This window comes from Diaphorobacter aerolatus (assembly GCF_014489535.1).
GTDB classification, from domain to species: domain Bacteria; phylum Pseudomonadota; class Gammaproteobacteria; order Burkholderiales; family Burkholderiaceae_C; genus Diaphorobacter_A; species Diaphorobacter_A aerolatus.
Genome location: NZ_CP060783.1, coordinates 2,656,438 through 2,675,493, shown reverse-complemented (window position 1 = coordinate 2,675,493; position 19,056 = coordinate 2,656,438). Strand labels below are relative to the sequence as shown.

At 63.3% G+C, this 19,056-nt stretch carries 20 protein-coding genes and 3 pseudogenes; 12 read left to right on the top strand and 11 right to left on the bottom strand.

Annotated features, from left to right (window positions below; translation table 11 throughout):
* The first annotated feature begins 173 nt into the window (after window positions 1-173).
* Window positions 174-446, top strand: a complete 273-nt coding sequence (locus H9K75_RS12560; protein WP_187722933.1) for a hypothetical protein — start codon at window positions 174-176, stop codon at window positions 444-446.
* Here H9K75_RS12560 and H9K75_RS12555 read toward each other — a convergent pair.
* From H9K75_RS12555 to H9K75_RS12545, 3 genes are all read right to left on the bottom strand, one after another.
* Complete coding sequence (locus H9K75_RS12555; RefSeq protein ID WP_226858131.1) at window positions 437-1,342, bottom strand: TIGR03915 family putative DNA repair protein; 906 nt, start codon at window positions 1,340-1,342, stop codon at window positions 437-439. The genes H9K75_RS12560 and H9K75_RS12555 overlap by 10 nt on opposite strands.
* 8 nt (window positions 1,343-1,350) lie before the next feature.
* A complete protein-coding gene (locus H9K75_RS12550) occupies window positions 1,351-2,676 on the bottom strand; it encodes a putative DNA modification/repair radical SAM protein (RefSeq protein WP_187722932.1) in 1,326 nt (441 codons plus the stop codon).
* 119 nt (window positions 2,677-2,795) lie between these two features.
* Window positions 2,796-3,929 carry an MBL fold metallo-hydrolase gene (locus H9K75_RS12545; protein WP_187722931.1) on the bottom strand — a complete coding sequence of 378 codons (1,134 nt, stop codon included), beginning with the start codon at window positions 3,927-3,929 and terminating at the stop codon, window positions 2,796-2,798.
* A gap of 170 nt (window positions 3,930-4,099) precedes the next feature.
* Here H9K75_RS12545 and H9K75_RS12540 point away from each other — a divergent pair, with 170 nt between their 5' ends.
* Window positions 4,100-4,564 (top strand): DUF3617 family protein, encoded by a 465-nt coding sequence (locus tag H9K75_RS12540; protein ID WP_187722930.1) that lies wholly within the window; start codon window positions 4,100-4,102, stop codon window positions 4,562-4,564.
* A gap of 44 nt (window positions 4,565-4,608) precedes the next feature.
* Here H9K75_RS12540 and H9K75_RS12535 read toward each other — a convergent pair whose 3' ends face one another.
* The 3 genes from H9K75_RS12535 to H9K75_RS12525 all read right to left on the bottom strand — a co-directional run bounded on the left by H9K75_RS12535 (window position 4,609) and on the right by H9K75_RS12525 (window position 7,637).
* Window positions 4,609-5,673, bottom strand: coding sequence for a sterol desaturase family protein (locus tag H9K75_RS12535; protein ID WP_187722929.1), 1,065 nt, complete (start codon window positions 5,671-5,673; stop codon window positions 4,609-4,611).
* 84 nt (window positions 5,674-5,757) lie between these two features.
* Window positions 5,758-6,927 (bottom strand): sensor histidine kinase, encoded by a 1,170-nt coding sequence (locus tag H9K75_RS12530; protein WP_187722928.1) that lies wholly within the window; start codon window positions 6,925-6,927, stop codon window positions 5,758-5,760.
* Window positions 6,912-7,637: a response regulator gene (locus tag H9K75_RS12525; RefSeq protein WP_187722927.1), complete on the bottom strand. Its 726-nt coding sequence runs from the start codon at window positions 7,635-7,637 to the stop codon at window positions 6,912-6,914. The genes H9K75_RS12530 and H9K75_RS12525 overlap by 16 nt, the downstream gene beginning before the upstream one ends.
* A gap of 358 nt (window positions 7,638-7,995) precedes the next feature.
* Between H9K75_RS12525 and H9K75_RS12520 the strand changes: the two genes are divergently transcribed.
* The 10 genes and pseudogenes from H9K75_RS12520 to H9K75_RS12480 all read left to right on the top strand — a co-directional run bounded on the left by H9K75_RS12520 (window position 7,996) and on the right by H9K75_RS12480 (window position 15,836).
* A complete protein-coding gene (locus tag H9K75_RS12520) occupies window positions 7,996-9,333 on the top strand; it encodes an efflux transporter outer membrane subunit (protein WP_264293783.1) in 1,338 nt (445 codons plus the stop codon).
* Window positions 9,330-9,704, top strand: coding sequence for a hypothetical protein (locus H9K75_RS25175; protein ID WP_319016817.1), 375 nt, complete (start codon window positions 9,330-9,332; stop codon window positions 9,702-9,704). The genes H9K75_RS12520 and H9K75_RS25175 overlap by 4 nt, the downstream gene beginning before the upstream one ends.
* Window positions 9,704-10,474 carry an ABC transporter permease gene (locus tag H9K75_RS12515; RefSeq protein WP_319016923.1) on the top strand — a complete coding sequence of 257 codons (771 nt, stop codon included), beginning with the start codon at window positions 9,704-9,706 and terminating at the stop codon, window positions 10,472-10,474. The genes H9K75_RS25175 and H9K75_RS12515 overlap by 1 nt, the downstream gene beginning before the upstream one ends.
* 5 nt (window positions 10,475-10,479) lie before the next feature.
* Window positions 10,480-11,262 (top strand): ABC transporter ATP-binding protein, encoded by a 783-nt coding sequence (locus H9K75_RS12510; RefSeq protein WP_404826440.1) that lies wholly within the window; start codon window positions 10,480-10,482, stop codon window positions 11,260-11,262.
* 256 nt (window positions 11,263-11,518) lie between these two features.
* On the top strand, window positions 11,519-12,181 hold the full coding sequence (locus tag H9K75_RS12505; RefSeq protein ID WP_264293782.1) for an efflux RND transporter periplasmic adaptor subunit: 663 nt from the start codon (window positions 11,519-11,521) through the stop codon (window positions 12,179-12,181).
* A gap of 12 nt (window positions 12,182-12,193) precedes the next feature.
* The gene (locus H9K75_RS12500) at window positions 12,194-12,892 is read left to right on the top strand and encodes an MtnX-like HAD-IB family phosphatase (RefSeq protein ID WP_187722925.1); all 699 of its coding nucleotides are present in this window, start codon (window positions 12,194-12,196) and stop codon (window positions 12,890-12,892) included.
* Window positions 12,889-13,814 (top strand): annotated as a pseudogene (locus H9K75_RS25170) (alpha/beta hydrolase). The gene H9K75_RS12500 and the pseudogene H9K75_RS25170 overlap by 4 nt, the downstream one beginning before the upstream one ends.
* Complete coding sequence (locus tag H9K75_RS12490) at window positions 13,804-14,175, top strand: DMT family transporter (protein WP_187722924.1); 372 nt, start codon at window positions 13,804-13,806, stop codon at window positions 14,173-14,175. The pseudogene H9K75_RS25170 and the gene H9K75_RS12490 overlap by 11 nt, the downstream one beginning before the upstream one ends.
* Window positions 14,172-14,603 carry a DMT family transporter gene (locus H9K75_RS12485; protein ID WP_187722923.1) on the top strand — a complete coding sequence of 144 codons (432 nt, stop codon included), beginning with the start codon at window positions 14,172-14,174 and terminating at the stop codon, window positions 14,601-14,603. The genes H9K75_RS12490 and H9K75_RS12485 overlap by 4 nt, the downstream gene beginning before the upstream one ends.
* Complete coding sequence (locus H9K75_RS12480; protein WP_187722922.1) at window positions 14,604-15,836, top strand: DegT/DnrJ/EryC1/StrS family aminotransferase; 1,233 nt, start codon at window positions 14,604-14,606, stop codon at window positions 15,834-15,836. It abuts the gene before it with no gap.
* On the opposite strand, the gene H9K75_RS24790 is transcribed toward H9K75_RS12480, so the two are convergent.
* From H9K75_RS24790 to H9K75_RS12465, 5 genes and pseudogenes are all read right to left on the bottom strand, one after another.
* Window positions 15,772-16,131, bottom strand: a complete 360-nt coding sequence (locus H9K75_RS24790; RefSeq protein ID WP_264293781.1) for a class I SAM-dependent methyltransferase — start codon at window positions 16,129-16,131, stop codon at window positions 15,772-15,774. The two genes, H9K75_RS12480 and H9K75_RS24790, sit on opposite strands and share 65 nt — an antisense overlap.
* A gap of 122 nt (window positions 16,132-16,253) precedes the next feature.
* Window positions 16,254-16,484 (bottom strand): annotated as a pseudogene (locus H9K75_RS24785) (SAM-dependent methyltransferase); the annotation flags it as partial.
* The gene (locus tag H9K75_RS24780; protein WP_264293780.1) at window positions 16,442-17,056 is read right to left on the bottom strand and encodes a class I SAM-dependent methyltransferase; all 615 of its coding nucleotides are present in this window, start codon (window positions 17,054-17,056) and stop codon (window positions 16,442-16,444) included. The pseudogene H9K75_RS24785 and the gene H9K75_RS24780, both read right to left, overlap by 43 nt.
* 19 nt (window positions 17,057-17,075) lie before the next feature.
* Window positions 17,076-17,983 (bottom strand): annotated as a pseudogene (locus tag H9K75_RS12470) (hypothetical protein).
* Window positions 17,980-19,047 carry a GNAT family N-acetyltransferase gene (locus H9K75_RS12465; RefSeq protein WP_187722921.1) on the bottom strand — a complete coding sequence of 356 codons (1,068 nt, stop codon included), beginning with the start codon at window positions 19,045-19,047 and terminating at the stop codon, window positions 17,980-17,982. The pseudogene H9K75_RS12470 and the gene H9K75_RS12465 overlap by 4 nt, the downstream one beginning before the upstream one ends.
* Between the last annotated feature and the right edge of the window lie 9 nt (window positions 19,048-19,056).

Here is a 19,056-nt window from a genome sequence, read left to right as displayed (position 1 = left end):
AGATTCAGATCGAGGGCGCGGAAATTGAAGTGGCTAGGAGTGGTCACGCACTATCATCACTCAAATGAATGACTGAGATTCAAAATATAAATTTGAAATGATTTAGGGTAAACCCTAAAGTAGCGGTTCTGCAGGAGATTTTGCTCCCGCGGACATCCCAATAGGTTCACATCATGACAAGCTTTGTACGTACCGACGCCACCATGCACCACGCCGGTGTGGAGCGCGTGCAGCGCGCGGCTAACAACTTGAGCAATTCTTCCGTTTCCCTGAGCGCCACCTTCGCACGTTTCGCGAACATCGGCAAATCCTGGGCCGACGCACGTCGCCGCGCCAAGGAAGAGGAAAGCCACTACAACCTTGCCCTGCGCGAAGCCCGCATGATCGCCGACCTGAGCCGCGCGATGAACGGCGTGGCAGTGGACAACATCCGTCGCTACGACTGATCTGCGCGGGCTCCAAGCCCGGGCTTCACGCGCAGCATCTCGTCGGTGGTCTGTCGCGCCGATGCCTCGAGTTGAGGAATCAGGCGCGCCTCCGGGAGGTTCTTCCAGTACCGGCGCGGCATCTCGCGCAGCATGGCCTGGGGCTTGAGCCGGGCCGGGTTGAAGGTGCTCTGATAGTAGGTGAGCCACAGGGCTTCGCCCGCGTCGGCGGCGGGAAGCTGATCGGGGCGGCAGTCGCTCACCTCCTCCAGCGTTTCGCCATTCCAGCGCAGGCCGAGCTGCGGCGTGAGAATCGCCCAGTGCATGCCGGTGAAACGCCGCACGAAAAAGTCGGCATTGGCGCGCACCACGTGGTGCGCCGGTTCGAACCACGCGATGTAGAGCGGCGGAAGAAGCTGCGCTCGCGTCAGCGGTTTGAAGCGCACGAAGGCGCGCATCTTGTGAATCTCGCGTTGCACCGCACGGGCCGCGCGCGCGATGCGGATCCAGTCGCCGTCCAGCGGATCGCCCGCATCCACCGTGCCGGCGCTGACGCGCGTGAGCCAGCGGTAGAGCAGCTCGAAACGGTCGGGATCGGCGTGCAGGCTGGCCTGCGCGCAGGTCTGCATCGCTAGGCGCGACAGTGCGATCGGCGGCGTATCTGTAGCCCGACATGATCCCGCTTCGAGCAGGCGCAATTCCACCTCATGCGGCGCAATCGCCGCGTCGTCACCCGCAGCCGCGGTGAACAGGTCGTTATTTCCGTCGGCGGTCGCCGTACCCTGATCGGTGATCCAGCGCACGGCGTGCGCGGGCACGCGATGCGCGAGCAGATGCCGCGCCGCGAGCCGAAAGCCGCCCCAGTCGTCGGGGGACTCCAGACGGATGATCCATGGCGGCATGCGGTCTCCCGTCAAGGCGTGCCTCAGAACAGCGCGAGCTGCTCGCGCTCCTGCCATGCAAACCCCGCGTGCCGCTGCTGCACGGAGCCGATGCGCGTCGATTGCAACAGCCGTGCGCGCAGGTCGGCATCATCGAGTTGCCCGCGCGGATGATGATCGGCCAATTCCACGAACGGCAATACCTTGGGCAGCGAGACGCGCAGCCGCCGCAGATCGTCGGTGCGCAGGGGGCGCACGCGGCGCGCGGCGATCAGCAGGTCCACGGACTTCACGCCCAGCCCCGGAATGCGCAGCAGCATTTCGCGTGGCGCGGTGGCGATGCGCACCGGAAACCAGTGGCGATGCGCTAGCGCCCAGGCGAGCTTGGGATCGAGTTCGAGATCGAGCATGCCGTCCGGTTGGTGCTCGGTGACCTCGGTGGCCGCAAACCCGTAGAAGCGCATCAGCCAGTCGGCCTGATACAGCCGGTGCTCGCGCACCATCGGTGGTGCGACGGGTGGCAGCGTGCTCGACGCGTCCGGTATCGGGCTGTACGCCGAGTAATAGACCCGGCGCAGGCGATAGCCGCCGTAGAGCGCCGAGCTGGTGGTGAGAATGTCGCTGTCGCTGCTGCGATCCGCGCCGACGATCATCTGCGTGCTCTGGCCCGCAGGGGCGAAGCCCGGCACGGCGAGTGGCTGAGCGCGCCGCGCGCCCGGCAGCGAGCGAACGCGCCGCTGCTGGGCCAGGCGGCGCTCCTCGTCGTGCGCCTTCACGCGCTGCGCCACGTCGTCCATCGAGCGATGAATGCTGGGCAGCGATTTCTCGGGCGCAAAGGCCTCGAGTCCCTGCTCGGTCGGCAGTTCGATGTTGATGCTCAGGCGGTCGGCAAATCGCCCGGCCTCGGCCAGCAAGTCGGACGAGGCTTCGGGAATCGTCTTGAGGTGGATGTAGCCCCGAAAATCGTGCACCTCACGCAGGTCTCGCGCGACCTGCACAAGCTGCTCCATGGTGTAGTCGGCCGACTGGATGATGCCGCTGCTCAGGAACAGCCCTTCGATGAGATTGCGGCGGTAAAAATCCAGCGTGAGATCGACCACCTCCTGCACCGCAAACCGTGCGCGCTGGACGTTCGAGCTTTTGCGGTTGATGCAGTACTGGCAGTCGTAGACGCAGAAATTGGTCAGCAGAATCTTGAGCAGCGACACGCAGCGCCCGTCCGGCGTGTAGCTGTGGCAGATGCCCGAGCCCTCGGCCGAACCGATGCCGCGCCCGCCTCGCGAGTCGCGGCCCTTCACGCCACTGGACGCGCAACTCGCGTCATATTTGGCGGCGTCGGCCAGGATCGACAGTTTGCGGATCAGCTGCATCGCATCGTATTACTGTTTATAAATACAGTATTATGAAGCGATACAAGCCCAGCGCAAGCTGCGATACAGAAGCCCGTGGAATTGTGGGGACAGGGCGTCGCTGGCCCCGCCCCGGCGTCTCAGGGCTGGCGCTTTTCTGCCGCTGACATGGCTTGCGCGAAATCGAGTGGCACCCAGCGATAGCCCGTACCCTGGGTCACCACGCGGCCCACGCCCGGAAACGGCATGTGCGCACCGGCAATCCATTGACCGTTTCGCGCCGACTCACGCAGCACCTTGATGCGCGCGGCACGGGCCATGCGCAGGTCGTTGTCGAATTCGAGCGAAATCGCCGGGTTGGCGAATTGCGTCGTATGGCTGTGCACCACGTCGCCCCACAGCAGCAGCTTCTCGCTGCCCGAGCTCACCATGAACCCGGTGTGCCCCGGCGTGTGGCCGTGCAGCGCCACCGCGTCGAAACCCTCGATGGGCAGCTTGCCCGAGGTGAAGGTGTGGAAACGACCGCTCGCCTGATAGGGCGTAACGGCCTTGACCGCACCGGCGAAATACACGCGGTTCGCTTCCGGAGCCGCCTGCGCGATGGATTCGGAGAGCCAGAAATCCGCTTCCTGTTTGGCGGCATAGACCTGAGCGTTCGGGAACGCCAGTGCGCCGTCCTTGAGCAGGCCGCCCGCATGATCGGGGTGCAGATGGGTCAGCAAAATGGCCGTGACATCCTCGGCGCGATAGCCCGACGCCGCAAGCGCCTTGTGCAGATGCCCGGCGTTTTCGCCCATGGTATCTGCGGAGCCGGTATCGACGAGCACGATGTTGCCCTTGCCGTCGTCGAGCAGAAAGGCGTTCACCGAGGTCTGAACAGCGCCCTTGGCCGGCTGCTTGCCCTGACGCAGCAATTGCGCAATCGAGTTCGCCGACGCGTTCTTGAGTTGCTTCGCATCGATGTCGACCCGGCCATCGTAGAGCGCCGTGAGTCGCAGCACATCGAACTGCATGCGGACAAAACCCGGAGTCTGCTCGGCCCGCAACTCGGCGGTGGAGCGGCGTGCGCCAGCATCGGGAGCCGAGGCGTTCGGGGTGCCCGCCTTGCCTGCATTCTGGCCCGACGTGGCGGCAGACGAAGCGGGCGACGACGCGTCCGAACCGGGCGCGGATGCATTGCTGCCGCTGCCCGCGCAACCCACCGCCACAAAGGCCGCGAGCAGCGATACCGCCAGCGTGCGCGAAGAAGAATACCGAACCGAAACAACCGACATGTGCCCACTCCCACAATAACCCGCGACCGGATGGCCGCCGACGGCTGCACTCAGTGTAGCGAGTGCCTTGTGACATCGCGCCCGCAGCTTGCGAGGCCGGTTACGGCTGTTTGCAACCCTAGCCCCATCGCCTACGCAAGGGTTGTTCCAAACCTGCTATTTTCCTTGTCATGCGTGCTCCATCTTTTTCCGCCTCCGGTCTTTTTCTTCTTGCGGCGCTGACGCTTGCGGGCTTTTCTCCTTCGGCGCAGGCCGCGAGGCCCGGCGCATTTGAAGTCACCGAAACCAAATCCGCCATCGGCAACAAGCCGGCCAAGCCGCCGCGCGTCAAGAACCGCTGCTTCGTCAAGGAGCAGGTGGACAAGGACGGATTTCTGTATCCCGATCAGTTGCTGTCGCAGCAGTTCAAGCAGTGCCGGATCACCCAGAGCCAACTGGTGAACAAGAACCGCAAGGAATGGACCGTGCAATGCGGCAGCATGCTGACCGCCGAGGCCCATCAGGTGAATGCCGGAGCGAATTTTCAGCTGCACATCGACGCCAGGCTGCTGGGCGGCGCAATGAAGCAAACCATCGACTACTCCGCCAAGGCGCTCAAGCGCGCCTGTGTCGAGGAGGACAGCCGCCTGGAATGAGGCCGGTCTTCACGGGCGTTCTTTTTTCGGCCCATTGGATTGAGTCAGCGTGGTGATTCCGGGTCGAGCAGGGGCTGTTTGTCGAGGTCATGCACTGGGCGGTAGCCTCGCCCAAAAGACACGTCCCCTGGCCGCCAACCGGCGCGGCAGGTCACTGCACCCCAGAACCGGCGCGTGCTGTGCCACTGCATGCTGATCACGCCGCGTTCGTTGTCGGCATCCACTTCGGGGTCGCTCACGCCCGTAAGGCGCAGCGGCTCGTCGTGGTAGAGCGCGGTGCCAAATAGCTGATCCCACCACGGCAGCACCTGCCCGAAGTTGCAGTTGTGTCGTTCGGGGCGCTCGGCGTCACGCAGCATGTGGTGATTGCGGTGAAAGCGCGGGCCGACGAACACGTGCTCCCCGATGCGGCCCAGCCTCCCAAGGCGCAATGCGACATTGGCGTGTGAAAAGTTTTGCACCAGCTCACTCAGGAGCCCCAGCATCGCAAATTCGGAAGGCTCGACGCCCATGACCAGGCCGACGCTCGCAAGGATGATGGACTGCAGCATGCCGTCCACATAGTTACTGCGGTCGTTGCTCCAGCAACTCATCTGGCGCTGGCTGTGATGCATGCTGTGCATCGCCCACCACCACGGAATCAGGTGCTGCGCCCGATGCATCCAGTAGTACACCAGATCGTAGATCACGTAGTAAACGGCAAACAGCAGGTAAGGGTGATCGGCAAACCACGGCACCCACGCCTTGATGCCGCTCGGTGCATCGGTCGCCGGGCCACCACCGAGCAGGTGCGCGAATGGCATCAGCACGATGAAGCTGAACAGCGGAAACAGCCCGAGCAGCATCAGCAGCGTGAAGTTGCGATCCACCGTGGTGTGGTGGCGGTGCTCCCAGCGCTCGGCGGGAATCAGGCCCTCGAGCGGCCGCATGACGCAAGCGATCAGGAACAGTTGCAGCATGGCAATCATCGCCGCCTGCGCGATCTCGCGCGGATCCCCTGCTGCCTGTGCGATGCCCAACGCGTTGACCACGGGAACCACGACGTGGGCCGACAAACCGTCGATGGCCTGACTCCAGTGGGTGTCGAAGAAAACTGAAATGGAACTCATGCCGCGCGTGTCTCAAACGGATCGCTGACGATTATGAGAGCACCATGTGTGCAAAGTGTGGAGATGCCTACGGGCGCTTGTTGTCTACGCGTGGGCGAATCGCAGAATGAAACAGGTGCCGCCACGATCGGATGGGTGGGTGGCGACCGTCCCACCCTGCAATTCCGTGAGCGCGCGCACGATCGACAGGCCAAGGCCTGAGCCCTCGCGTCGCCGCTTGCCAGGCGCCAGCGCAAAACGCTGAAACGGATGCGCAATGATTTCCTTGGGCAGGCCGGGCCCCGCATCGCTGATCGCAAGTTCCACCCAGGCCTCGCCGGTGGCATGTTCGTGCAGGGAACGCACGCTCACGCCCAGCCAATGGCCGCTCGATGCGTGGCGTACCGCGTTGCTCACCAGATTGAAGATGATTTGGCGCATGCGGTCTGGGTCGGCGCGCACATCGCCTTCGCTCTCGTCGAGCGGCAAGCTGAGTTCCACTTCCATTGCTGCCGCCTGTAGCTGCGGCTGCATCTGGGCAAGGGCTTCGCTCACCAGATCACCGAGACTGAGCCGCTGCTTTTGAAGAGAAATCTGTCCTGCCTCGGCCATCGAGAGCGTGTGCAGATCGTCCACCAGACGACCCAGATGTTCGGTCTGTGCCAGCAGCGTCTGGAACGCGGCTTCGTCTGCCACGATCACGCCGTCGCAGACCGCGTGCAGATGCGCCTTGAGCACTGCCAAGGGCGTGCGCAACTCGTGAGAGATGGACGCCGCGGTGGCGCGGCGCTCGGATTCCAGTTCCTCCAGCGAGTCGATCATTTTGTTGAAGGTATGCACCACCTCGCCCATTTCGCCGCGCGTGCCATCGGTCAGCGCGCGTGCCGAGAAATCGCCCTGTTTCACGCGTTCCGCCACTTCCACAATCGACGCCAGCGGCCGGGTCACGTAGCGCGATACCCAGAACCCGACGGTGAGCCCGAACGGCAGGCACACGATCAGCCCGATGAGCAGCGACACCTGTTCGCCAAACAGCAGGTCGCCGCGCCAGTATTGGGCGTAGATCTGCATGGCGCGCGGGCTCTCGTCGAGGTTCCTGGCATTGAGGTCATCCAGCTCCACGCGCACTTCGTCGGGCAGTCTCCAGTAAAAATCGTAGTACTTGACACTGGAAAAAGCCCACACTCCGGCGGACAGCAGCGCAATGGTGCTCAGGACCGTGGCCGCAATCCACAGTCCGAAACGCACCCAGATGCGGTTCAGTCCTCGGGCCATAGGCGGTAGCCAATTCCGCGCACGGTTTCAATCAGTTCTTCCTGGCCAGCGAGCTGAAGTTTGCGGCGCAGCTTGGAGAGATGCGAATCGATCACGCGCTCCAGCGCGTCGCTCTCGGGCAGGCACTTCTCGATGAGATGCAGGCGCGAAAAGCAGCGCCGCGGCTGTGATGCGAGCAGCGACAGCAGCCGGAACTCGGTGAGCGTCAACGGCAGTGGCCGCGCGTGACCCGCGTCATCGTAGACCACGGCGCTGTGCTCTTCGGAGTTGATCTCCAGGGCCCCGACGCGGATGGGAGCGGCATCCGGAGCCGGTCGCGCGTTCGTGCGGCGCAATACCGCGCGAACGCGAGCGACCACTTCTGCCGGATTGAAGGGTTTCACGACATAGTCGTCGGCGCCAAGTCGCAGCGCGACCAGTTTGTCGACGTCGTCTGCAAGGGCGGTCACCATGATCACGGGCGTCTGCCCCTGATCGCGAATGGAGCGCAGCACGTCGACGCCATCCATGGTGGGCAGGTGAATGTCCAGCAGCACCAGGTCAGGTTGATGCAGACGAAACAGTTGCACGGCCTCGGGGCCGTCATGCGCGAGCTGTGTGCGCAGCCCATCGCGTTCGAGATAGGCCCTCAGGATGGTGGCGATGCCCGGCTCGTCCTCTACGACAAGTACCAAAGGGGCGGTCGCCGCCGTGGCGTGGTTCGATTTCATTGGATGGCTCGCGGTACGTGCAGGGTGCCCAAACCAGAGGGTTGCGCCGCCCCGCAGACGGTGCGGGACATTATCCACGGCAATCCGGTCCAGCACGCGCCGCACCCGCATCCCATCGAGGCACGGCGGGCATGTTTACATCTCCATACTTTCTCCATAAACCGTGCAATCTGGCGCAAGTTTGCACTTGTCAAATGGCAAGCAGGAAATATTGTCTTCGGCCCCGCGCTGCAACTGAATGTCATTCAGCGGTCTGCGTTTCAACCGCATGAGTGTGAAAGTAACTTCCTCCCGCGTCCTCCTGTGTATCGGTCTTTCGTCACTTCTGGCTGGCTGCGCCACGTCGGAACTGCCGAAGATGGACCGTTCCACGCCCGCGCAGTGGCTTCAGCCGGCCGGCAACAGCGGCGGCGTGCAAGGTGTCCAACTCGGCGTTGACGATCTCCAGCAATGGTGGCATCGCTTCAACGATCCCGAACTCAACGCGCTGGTGAACGAAGCGCTGAACCAGAACCTCGATCTCGTGCAGGCGCTCGGGCGTCTCAAGCGCCAGCGTTCGCTGATGGGCGTGGCGTCTTCCACCTACAAACCTGAAATGACCGGCGGCGCGCGCACATTGCAGGACATCGCCGCCGTGGACTCGTATTTTCACGCGAGCATCGATGTCGCGTGGGATCTGGGCCTGTTCGGTGCGCGCGAGGCCACGATGCAGGTCGCCCATGGCGAACTGTTGACAGCCCAGGCGCAGGCGCGCGGTGCGAGCGTCAATCTCGTGGCAGATGTGGTGCATCGTTGGCTGGACATCCGCATGGCCCAGCGCCAGCGGGGGCTGCTGGAGCAGCGCGTGGCGCTTGATGAGCGGGCGCTGAAACTCACGCAGGTGCGTCTTCAGCAACGTCTTGGAAGCCACGACGCGGTGCAGGAGGTGCAGTTGCAACTCGGGCAAAGCCGCGCCCAGTTCTACGGCGTCAAGGAATCGCAGGCTCGCGCGGCACATGCACTGGCCGTTTTGTTGGGCCGCACGCAGCCCGACGGCCGATGGCTTGCAACGGACGTGCAGGCCCGCATGCCGCAGCCGCTTGCATTCCAGCTCCAGGTGCTTCCCGCCGATTTGCTGCGCACCCGTCCCGACATCGAGTCCGCCGAAGCAGCGGTGGAGCACGCCGCCGGCACGCTGGGGCTGTCGCGTTCGGCGCTCTATCCGCGTTTCGCGCTTTCCGGTTCGCTGCTGTATTCGTACAACCTCACGCGCAACTTTCGCACCACCTCCGATCAGATGCCGCTGATCGGGCCGGTGATCGACATCCCTCTGTTCGATTGGGGCCGTCGTCGCTCGCAGGTCGAAGCAGACGAGGCGGCGTTTGACATTGCCGTCAAGGGCTATCGCCAGAGTGTGCTCGAAGGCATTGCCGATGTGGAGACTGCGCTCGCCGGAATTGCCGCGCAGCATGAGCGCATCGAGGCACTCGAAGACATGGCCCAACAGTTGGCCGCGCGCGGCGATGTTGTCAAGCGTCGCCAGCGGTTGGGGCTCGCGAGCGAGTTCAGCGGTCTGGCTGACCAACGCGCGGCGCTGCAAAACCAGAGCGACCAAGCCATCGCGCAGGGTGCGCAGGCACTTGCGTATATCGCGCTGTACAAGGCCCTGGGCGGCGCGCCGTTGCCCGCGCAGGCCAACGCGGAGACCGCGCAATGATCGCGCTGGCCCGCAAGACGCTCGCCTATGAATGGCGCCGCTTTGTTCCCTCGGTGTTCGCGGTGGGCTTTGCAGGCGTGTTGCTGGTGATGCAGGCTGCGCTGGTACTGGGCATTTTCAGCACGGCGGCCATTTATGTAAGCGCTACGTCCGCCGATCTGTGGGTGGGCTATCCGGGTACGCAGAGCGTGAATTTCGGTCGCAACATCGGCCCGACGTGGAGATGCGCATGCGCATGGATCCCGACATCCCGGTCGTCGAGCCCTACCAATGGGTGGATGGCGACTGGCGCGCGCGCAGCGCCAGCGCCGAGGCGGTGGGCGGAGTGTCGATTTACCTCTCGGGCATATCCACCGCAGGGAATGCGCTGATGTTCGACCGCGTGCTCGCGCCCTGGCAGCGCAATCTGCTGCGCGAGCCTGGAGGCGTGATCGTCGACCGGGCCGACCTGCCCACACTGGCGTCCACCGAAGGCGGCATCGCGTGGATCAACAACCACCCGGTGCGCATCGTGGCGGCGGTGGATGGACTGCGCGGATTGGGCGGGGTGAACGTGATTTCGTCGCTGGAGAGCGCCCGTGAAATTTCCGATCAACCCGCCAATCGCGGCAGCACCTATCTCGTGGCGCGTGTGCGCAGCGGCGCCGATGTGCAGGCAGTTCAGGCTCGACTGAGAGCCAACGGCGCGAGTTTCGGCCCGCACGAAGTGTGGACCGCGCAGGTGTTCGCGCGCCGTTCGCAGATCTACTGGATGTTCGACACCGGTGCCGGCGCTGGCGTGCTGTTCATGGCGATTGTCGTGTGTCTGGTCGGCGCCGTCGTGACCAGCCAGTCGCTCAAGACCGTGGTGGCGGGTTCGGCACGTGAATATGCGGTGCTCAATGCGCTGGGGGTGAGCCGTTCTGCGCTCGGTCGCGTGGTGATCGAGCAGGCTTTGTGGATTGGTGGAATGGGACTGCTGCTGGCCGCCATCGCGAGCATGGCATTGCTGGCGGTGGCTCGCATGTATCGCGTGCCTGTTGCGCTCAATGGCCAGGCCTTGCTGGGCTGCGCCGCGCTGATCGCCTTGCTCGCGCTGCTCTCGGGTATTGGGGCAATGCGCGGTTTGCTGCGGGCCGATCCCGCCACATTGCTGCGTTGATCAGGATTGTTGGCCATGAACATGATGACAACCCCGCTCCAGTCCAGCCGTTGCTGCCCACCGCGCAGCCCAGTCTGCAGGCGGTGGCGCTGAAGAAGTCTTACCTGTCGGGCCTCGTGCGCGTGCATGTGTTGCAGGGACTGAGCGTGGAACTTTATGCGGGCGAACTCTCGCTGATCTCAGGGCCCTCCGGCTGTGGCAAGAGCACGCTGCTGTCGCTGATGTCGGGCCTGCTCACGCCGGACAGCGGCAAGGCCTACGCGCTCGGGCAGGACCTTGAACGCATGAGCGCTGGTGACCTTGAACACTTTCGCCTGCGCAACACGGGTTTCGTTTTCCAGGGCTTCAACCTGTTTCCCGCGCTGACCGCGCTGGAGCAGGTGCAATTGCCGCTGGGCTACATGGGCATGCGCAGCTCCGAAACCAAACGCCGCGCGCAGGAGGCGCTTGACGAAGTCGGGCTCTCGCATCGTGCGCACATGCGGCCTGCGGAACTCTCCGGTGGCGAAAAACAGCGCGTGGCGATTGCGCGCGCGATGGCCAAGCAGCCGCAATTGCTGTTTGCCGACGAACCCACCAGTGCGCTGGACGCCGAATGCGGCCAGCGCGTGATTGACATCCTGCACCGCGCGGCCCGGATGCATGGCACCACCGTGCTGTGCGTCAGCCACGACCCGCGTCTGGTGCGCCACGCGGATCGCGTACTCGGCATGGAAGACGGCGCTATCCGCAGCGACTGGCGCCAGTCCGCGCCCGTCGAAGACGAAGACCAAGGAATGACGCAATGAAAACGACACGGCGCCCATCCGCATTCAGCCTGATGGTAGCGTCAGCCCTCATCTTCGGCGGACTGCTCGTGGGTTGTTCGCCTTCCGGAAGTGGCGTGCCCACTTCCACCACCAACGCCGCAGTTGCGGCAGCGCAGGCACAAAATGCTCCCGCTGCCGTGGCGCGCGGCAAGATCGACGTGGAGGGCGGCTTGCTGGAGCTGGCCCGGGCATTGACGGCACGGTATTGCAATTGCCGGCGAAAGAAGGCGAGAGCGTGCAACGCGGCCAACTGTTGCTACGCGTGGCCGATGACGCATCACGCGCCGATCTGTCGGTGGCCGAGTCCGAGTCCAGGCTCGCACAAGCGCGCGAGAAAGCAAAAGCCGCGCGGTTGCCGCAATTGAAGGCCACGCTTGCCCGCTGGCAGGCCGCCGCGCGCGAAGGCGCTGCCGATGCGCAAAACGTGGATGACGCGGCACAGCAACTGCGCGACGCGCAATCCGAATCCGACGTCGCGGCCGCAGAGGTGAAGGTTGCGCAAGCCAAGGTCGATCAGTTGCGCTCCGCGCAGAAACGCTTCGAGCTGCGCGCACCCGAAGCGGGAACCGTGGTGCGCGTGAGAACCCATACGGGCAGCCAGGCGAGCCCCGCCCAGCCAGTGATCACGGTGTTGCCGCAGAAGCCGCTCATCGTGCGTGCGGAGCTCAACGAAAGCTTTGCCAACGCCGTGCGCGAAGGCATGCGCGCGACCGTGGTGTTCGACGGCGACCCCGGCAACAACGCGGCCGCGCTGCCGGACGCAAAGGTCGTTCGCATCAGCCCGGTGTTTGGCTCGGCGCACCTGCAGGATGACACCCAGCGAGGACCGGTTCGCATCATCGAATGCGTGCTGGCATTTGAGCAGCCCCGACCAGGGCGCGCGTGGGACAAAACGTGAGAGTGACTTTCCATGAATAAACGCATCGACCTGTATCCAGCGCATACCGGCTGGATGGTGCAATCCGATTTCGACGGCACGATCAGCCTGCTCGACGTGACCGATACCCTGCTCACGCGTTTCGGGATGCCGGGCTGGCAGGAACTGGAAGACGCGTGGGAGCGCGGCGAGATCGGTTCGCGTGAATGCATGAAGGGCCAGGTCGCGCTGCTCGACATGAGCGAAGACGAGTTGCGCGCGCATCTTGACGGCATTGAAATCGATCCGGGCTTTGCCGACTTTGTGGCTGTGGCGCACGCACACGGCATCAAGGTGCAAGTGGTGAGTGACGGCATCGACTACGCCATCCGTCACGTGCTCGCGCGCCACGGCCTCGGCCATCTGGACGTGATCGCCAATCGTCTGGTGGGCGCGGGTGAACGCCGCTGGCACCTGGAGTCGCCATGGGCCAGCGCCCGCTGCCAGCGCGCGAGCGGCAATTGCAAGTGCGAGCGTCTTGTCGAACAGCAGGGTGACGCCCTGCGCGTCTTGTATGTGGGCGACAGCACCTCGGATTTTTGCGTGTCGCACAAGGCCGATCTGGTGCTCGCCAAGTACAAGCTCATTGGACACTGCGAGGCACACGGCATCGCGCACGTGCCGTTCGAAACGTTCACCGAAGCGACCGCGCTGCTTGAAAAAATCGCGCTCGGACTGGAGACCCATGCATGAACGCCGCAGACGGATTCCACGCAGTACGGAAAAGCGAGGCCGAGGCCGCGCTGCAATCGCTATGCCTCACGCGCAACGAATTCGTGATGCCGGGCTTCGGCCCTGCGGCGCGCACCGGAGTGCTGCTCGTGCATGGGTTGACGGGAACGCCCGCTGAAATGCGCGTGCTCGGCAAGGGACTCAACAGGCAGGGATTCACGGTATATGCGGTGCAGCTTGCAGGTCATTGCGGTGCGATGGAGGATCTGGTGAGCACACGCTGGCAGGACTGGCTTGCCAGCGTTGAATCGGGGCTGGATCGTTTCAGCGGGCATGTCGATCAGGTCGTGGTCGGGGTCTTTCGATGGGTGCCTTGCTCTCGCTTGCGATTGCAGAAAAACGCACGGACAAAGTGGCCGGTGTCTGCGCGTTGTCCACCACCTTCCGGTACGACGGATGGAGCATTCCCGGCTATACCCGACTCGCATTCCTGCTGCCGCTGTTTCGCAGCCTTGGCATTGGCCGCAAGAGCGTGTTCATGGAGGCGCCCCCCTATGGCATCAAGGACGAGGCATTGAGGGCGCGCATCGTCGAGCAGATGCACAGTGGTGACAGTGCGGCAGCGGGCCTGCCCGGAAATCCCTGGTGGTCGATCATCGAGCTTCGACGCCTTTCGGCGCATGTGCAGTCGCACCTGAACAAACTGTGCGCGCCATGCCTCGTGATACATGCGAGCCATGACGACATCTCCTCGGTCTCCAACGCGCACGACATCGCGCGGGGTGCGGTGAATGCGCAGGTCGAGCTGGTGCTGCTCGACAACTGTTATCACATGATCACCATCGACCGCGAGCGCCGCACGGTGATTGCCCGCGTCAACGAGTTTCTCGCCCGCGTCTGCGCCGCCAGGTCACAGCCGGAGCCAGCGCAGCATGAGCGGTGAACTGTCGCCGCTGGTTCTCACCTTGTGGGCGCTCAACGTGCTGGTGGATAGTGGAGGGCAGTTGGCGTTCAAGGCCGCGGCCAGCCAGCCCGGTGAGCTGGACGGCATGGCGCGCTGGCGCTTCATGCTGGGCAAGCCATGGCTGTGGATTGGCATGGGCTGCTACGTGGCCGAATTCATCTTCTGGCTCGCGTTTCTGTCGCTCGTGCCGCTGTCGGATGGCGTGCTGCTGGGCTCAATCAACATCGTCGCGATCATGATCGCGGGTCGCATTTTCTTCAAGGAAAAATTGGCACCGTTGCGTGTTGCGGGCATCGTGCTGGTGTCGATCGGTGTAGCGGTCGTGGGGCTCAAGGGATGAGCAGGCGCTTCTACATCGTCGGCTTTCTGGTGCTGATGGCATTTGACACGCTGGCGCAGCTCAGCTTCAAGAAAGCGGGCAGTGCTGCGCTGCCGCTTGAGTTCACGCCGTCATGGCTAATGCGCGTGTTCGGCGAGCCATGGATCTATGGCGCGTTCGTGGGCTACATCGGTGCGTTCTTCACGTGGATGAGTCTGCTCAGGCGCGCGCCCATCGGGCCCGCGTTCGCGGCTTCGCATCTGGAGATCATCTCGGTGCTCGCGCTCTCGCACTACCTGTTCAATGAAGACATCGGTTGGCCGCAGATCGTGGGTTGTGTGTTCATCATTGCCGGCATCGTGTGTCTCGCGTTCAGCGAGACCGATGAGCCGGGCGACGAGCATCAGAGCGGCACGGCCAGCGCGGCACGCATCGTGGACAATGCATGAATGCAAGTTGCGCGAATCAAGGTTCCTCCCACCGCCGGATTGCGGCTTCTTGCCTCTGACTTGCTGCCCTGGGGCGATGCCAATCTGGAAGATGCGCTGGCGCAATGGCTCAAGGTGCCAGCCACGCAACTCGAATGCTCGGGCACCTCGGCACTCGTGGTGGCACTGCGCACCTTGCAGAAGCTGGCACCCGCGCGCAACGAAGTCATCGTGCCCGCATACACCTGCCCGCTGGTCGCGATGGCGATATCACAGTGCGGACTGCAAGCGCGCCTGTGCGACCTGAGTCCGCAGGCGCTGGACATGGACGAGCAGATGTTGCGCAGTCTGTGTAGCGAAAAAACGCTTGCCATTGTTCCCACGCATCTCGGTGGCCGCGTGGCCGACGTGCGGGTCGCACAGCACTTCGCGCGCATGGTTGGCGCGTACGTGATCGAAGACGCCGCGCAAGCGCTCGGCGCGCGCGTGAATGGCGAGTCCGTGGGCATGCAAGGCGACATCGGCCTGTTCAGTCTGGCGGTTGGAAAGGGACTCACGACCTTTGAAGGCGGGGTGCTGGTAGCGCGTGATCCGCAGTTGCGAAGCCGTTTGCGCGTAACGCATTCACGAACCGTGGGATTCAGTCTGGGCTGGGAACTGCTTCGCAGCGCGGAGCTTGCGGGCTATGCCGCCGTGTACCGACCGGCCACGCTCGATTGGGCGTATGGAGCACCGTTGCGCAAGAACCTCGCGGCAGACGATTGGATCACCGCAGCGGGCGATGATTTTGATGCGTTCATTCCCCAGCACACGCTCGGCGCGTGGCGCAGGCGTGTGGGCGTGCGCGCACTTAAACGCTTGACTTCGCACCTCGCGCAGGCCCAAGCCCGTGCGGAAAACCGAATCCAGACACTCGCTCAAATTTCCGGCGTGGAGATCGTGCGTGATGTTGCACCCAATGCCCAGGGCACGTGGCCGGTGATTTTGCTGCGCATGCCGAGCCGCGTATCGCGCGATGCATTGATGCGCGCCTATTGGTCTTCCGGGTTGGGGCTGTCGCTGCCGTTCGTGAACATCCTGCCCGACTACGTGCGTTATGCACCGCTTCTCGGACGCGCGGTGCTCGACAGCGTAATGATTGCGCGCGACTGGGCGCAGCGCCTTGTCGCGATCAGCAACAGCGAATGGCTTACGGATGTGCAGTTCGAGCGCCTATGTTCGCATATCGCGGAGACTGCAACTCACGCACCCTGAGTGCATCACGGCGCTGTCCCACGTAGTCGCGTGTGAGCGGCACCGCCGCCTGATTGCGCACGAGCTGCACCTGGAAAACGGCGATGTCCTGATAACGGAACGCGGTTTCGGACATCGCCAGATAAAACTCCCACATCCTGCAAAATCGTTCGTCCAGCAGGGCCTTGGCGTCATCGCGGCGCGCCAGAAAGCGCTCGCGCCACAGCCTGAGCGTGCGCGCGTAGTGCAGACGCAGCACTTCGACATCGCTGACCAGCAATCCAGATCGTTCCATGGCGGGCGTGAACTCCGACATCGATGGCAGGTGGCCGCCGGGGAAGATGTAGCGCTCGATCCAGGGTTGTTGAAGGCGGGTGGTTCAAAGTTGCCGATGAAGTGCAGCAGCATCACGCCATCTTCGGCGAGCAGGTTGTAGCACTGCTTGAAGAACGCGTCATGAAACTGGGCGCCCACATGCTCGAACATGCCGACGGAAACGATACGGTCAAACGGCCCGCGTGTGTCACGGTAGTCTTCCAGTGCGTATTCGAGCCGCCCGGACACGGGCGTGTCCAGCGCGCGCCGCTTCGCTCCCTCAAGCTGTTCGGTGGACAGCGTCACTCCCTTCACATGCCCGGCCTGGCCGATCTCGGCGAGATAACGTGCCATGCCGCCCAACCGCAGCCGATGTCGAGCACGCGATGACCGGGCTCCACCAGCAGCTTGGCGGCAATGTGGCGCTTCTTCGCGAGTTGCGCGGTTTCGAGGTCTTCGTCGCCGCGTTCGAAATAGGCGCAGGAATACTGACGATCCTGATCGAGGAACAGACCATACATCCGGTCATCCAGATCGTAGTGATGCGCCACGTTCGCGCGCGATTTGCGGCGCAGGTTGTTCTGCAGGAACGGTCGCAGCTTCATGCGAATCGCATCCAGCACTTGCACGAACGGGTTGTCCGGCACGTTCTTGGCGTGGCGCAGCACCAGCTCCAGCACGTCGTAGACTGAACCTTGCTCCACCACCAGCCGCTCCTGCATGAACATCTCACCGAAGTTCAGATCAGGATCACGCAGCAGGTTGATCACCGCGCGCCGATCCGTAAAACGGATACGTGCTTGCGGCACCCCGCCATCTCCGAGGATCAGAACCCTGCCCGCGGGCGTGACCACCTCAAGCCGGCCGGTCTGCACCAGCGGCGCGAAGGCGGTCCGGAGCATGGAGTCGATCAGCGTGTCGAACATGGCGTCTCCTGGCGATCACTCATATCGCGGATGTTACTGATGCAACGTGACAGCGAGCGATGCGGTCCAGAAGCCGCACGTTGAATGCATGCTGACCGCTTTGCGCCGCTGCGAGCGCCGCGCTGTCGATCTGCGTATCCTGACCGTCCCCGGCACTGAGCAGACGCTTCCACCATGTCGCGTAGCGCCATGACGAAATGTCCCGGTAATGTCGCTGTCCACGATCTGGCCGGAAAGCGTCTCAATGATCAGCGCCGCCTCGCTCTCGCGCATGCTGCCCTGATCCCAGTTGGTCTGCACCACATCCAGTGCAAAAACGTCCTTGTCGATGCTGAGATACGTAGGTTGCCTGCTCTGCCCGAGCATTTGCGACAGACCATGGGCGAGCGCGCTCAAGCTGTCGAAATTGCGGAACGCGCTGCTCAGGCCTTTACGTGTCGCCCATGCGGTGTCGACACCGCTGCTCCAGTACGTGAGCTTGCCAGCACGCAGCGGCGCAGCGTAGTTTTCCCACGCGTGCCGGGCGCTGATGTCCTGTGAGGTAATGCCTGCCACATGCACCTGCGATACCGCCGGATGCATCGCCACGCGCCGCACCCATGAGCCACAGTGAATGCCCCAGGGAAACAGCATGTTGTCGGGATGGTTGTCGAGCACCACCACGCGCAGCGGACGACTGGCGCTGAAGCCGTGGCGTTGGATACAGCGCTCGATCAACATCCAGCTCAGGTGATGAAAATCGCCACTGCCCATCAACGCAGTGCCGTAGCGCGCGGGCATCTGTCCTTCGACCAGCGAGCGAAACGCCGCATAGCGGCGGAGCGTGCAGCCAAAACGCATGGCTTCCTGCCAGTCGTTGAGCGTCAGTCGGATTTCATCGGGGAGCGCGCCCACGGAGCCATCGACGTCAAGCACCAGGGGTGTCATGTGAGATGTTCCTCGCTCCACTGACGGTCACTTTCAAAGCGCCCGGAAAATCTTCGCCCGAGCGCCCGCAGCAGCCGGTTGCGGATGAAAACCGCGTGCCGCGTGAATGTGAATCGTGCACCGAGCTGGGCTTTCACTTCGGGGTCTGTCCAGCCTGCGACGTAGTGCGTGATTCCACGCTCGATGGCGTATTCGAGGTTGATCATCCAGCTGACGAAATACAGATTCATCTCACGGGCGCGTGGGTACGAAAGGCCGATGTATTTGTCGATGAGGCGGCCCTGATGCTCGAAACAAAGGTTCCAGCCAAGCAGCGCGCCATCGGCCGCGCTGCGGTATTCGAACACGATACCGCCGTTCGACGCATCGCGCAGAATCGCGGCAAAAAAAGCCGGTGTGAGTTTGTCGAAGTGAATCTCGCTTTGCGCATAAACGGCATCGAACAGCGCGTAGTACTCGCTCACACGCATATCGCTTGCAAAATGTTCGCCAGTTGCAATGCGTGCAATCTGCAAATGCGCCAGGCTCTTGAGCTTGCGTTTGAGATTCTGGCGGCGGCCTTTGGAGAGTCGCGCAAGATACTCATCGATGCTCGTGAAATCGATGGGCACGTAGGCGAGCGCCTGCCCCTCCACGAGGATGAAGCCCATTTGAACGAGCTGCTGAACCAGCGCATCGGAGAATGCATTGTCGTCAGCGCCCAGCAGCGGTGAAGACTGCGGCAAATCCTTCACGATGGTGAGCATGCGCCCGCCGGCATGCTCGCGCAGTTGCGCCGCGAGCCTGGATGCCGGGATGCCCTGCGGCATGGGCGCGTATTCCGTCAGTGTTGTACCGACGAAGTCCGTGTCAAGCGTGAGTCGCCTTGCGAGCCACGGGCCACAAGGCAGTTTTTGCAATTTGCGTTTGAGTGCCTCATCCGCGGTCGTCAGCAGATCGAAGGGTGCCGTGAATGCCGGTGCAGGCCAGCGCTCATCCACGACAAAGCCTTCGGGCGGATGCGCGGCAAATTGCCGGATCAGCGCCGAAGGCTCTAGCTGGTTGCGATACCGCGTTGAATTCAACTCGTCTAT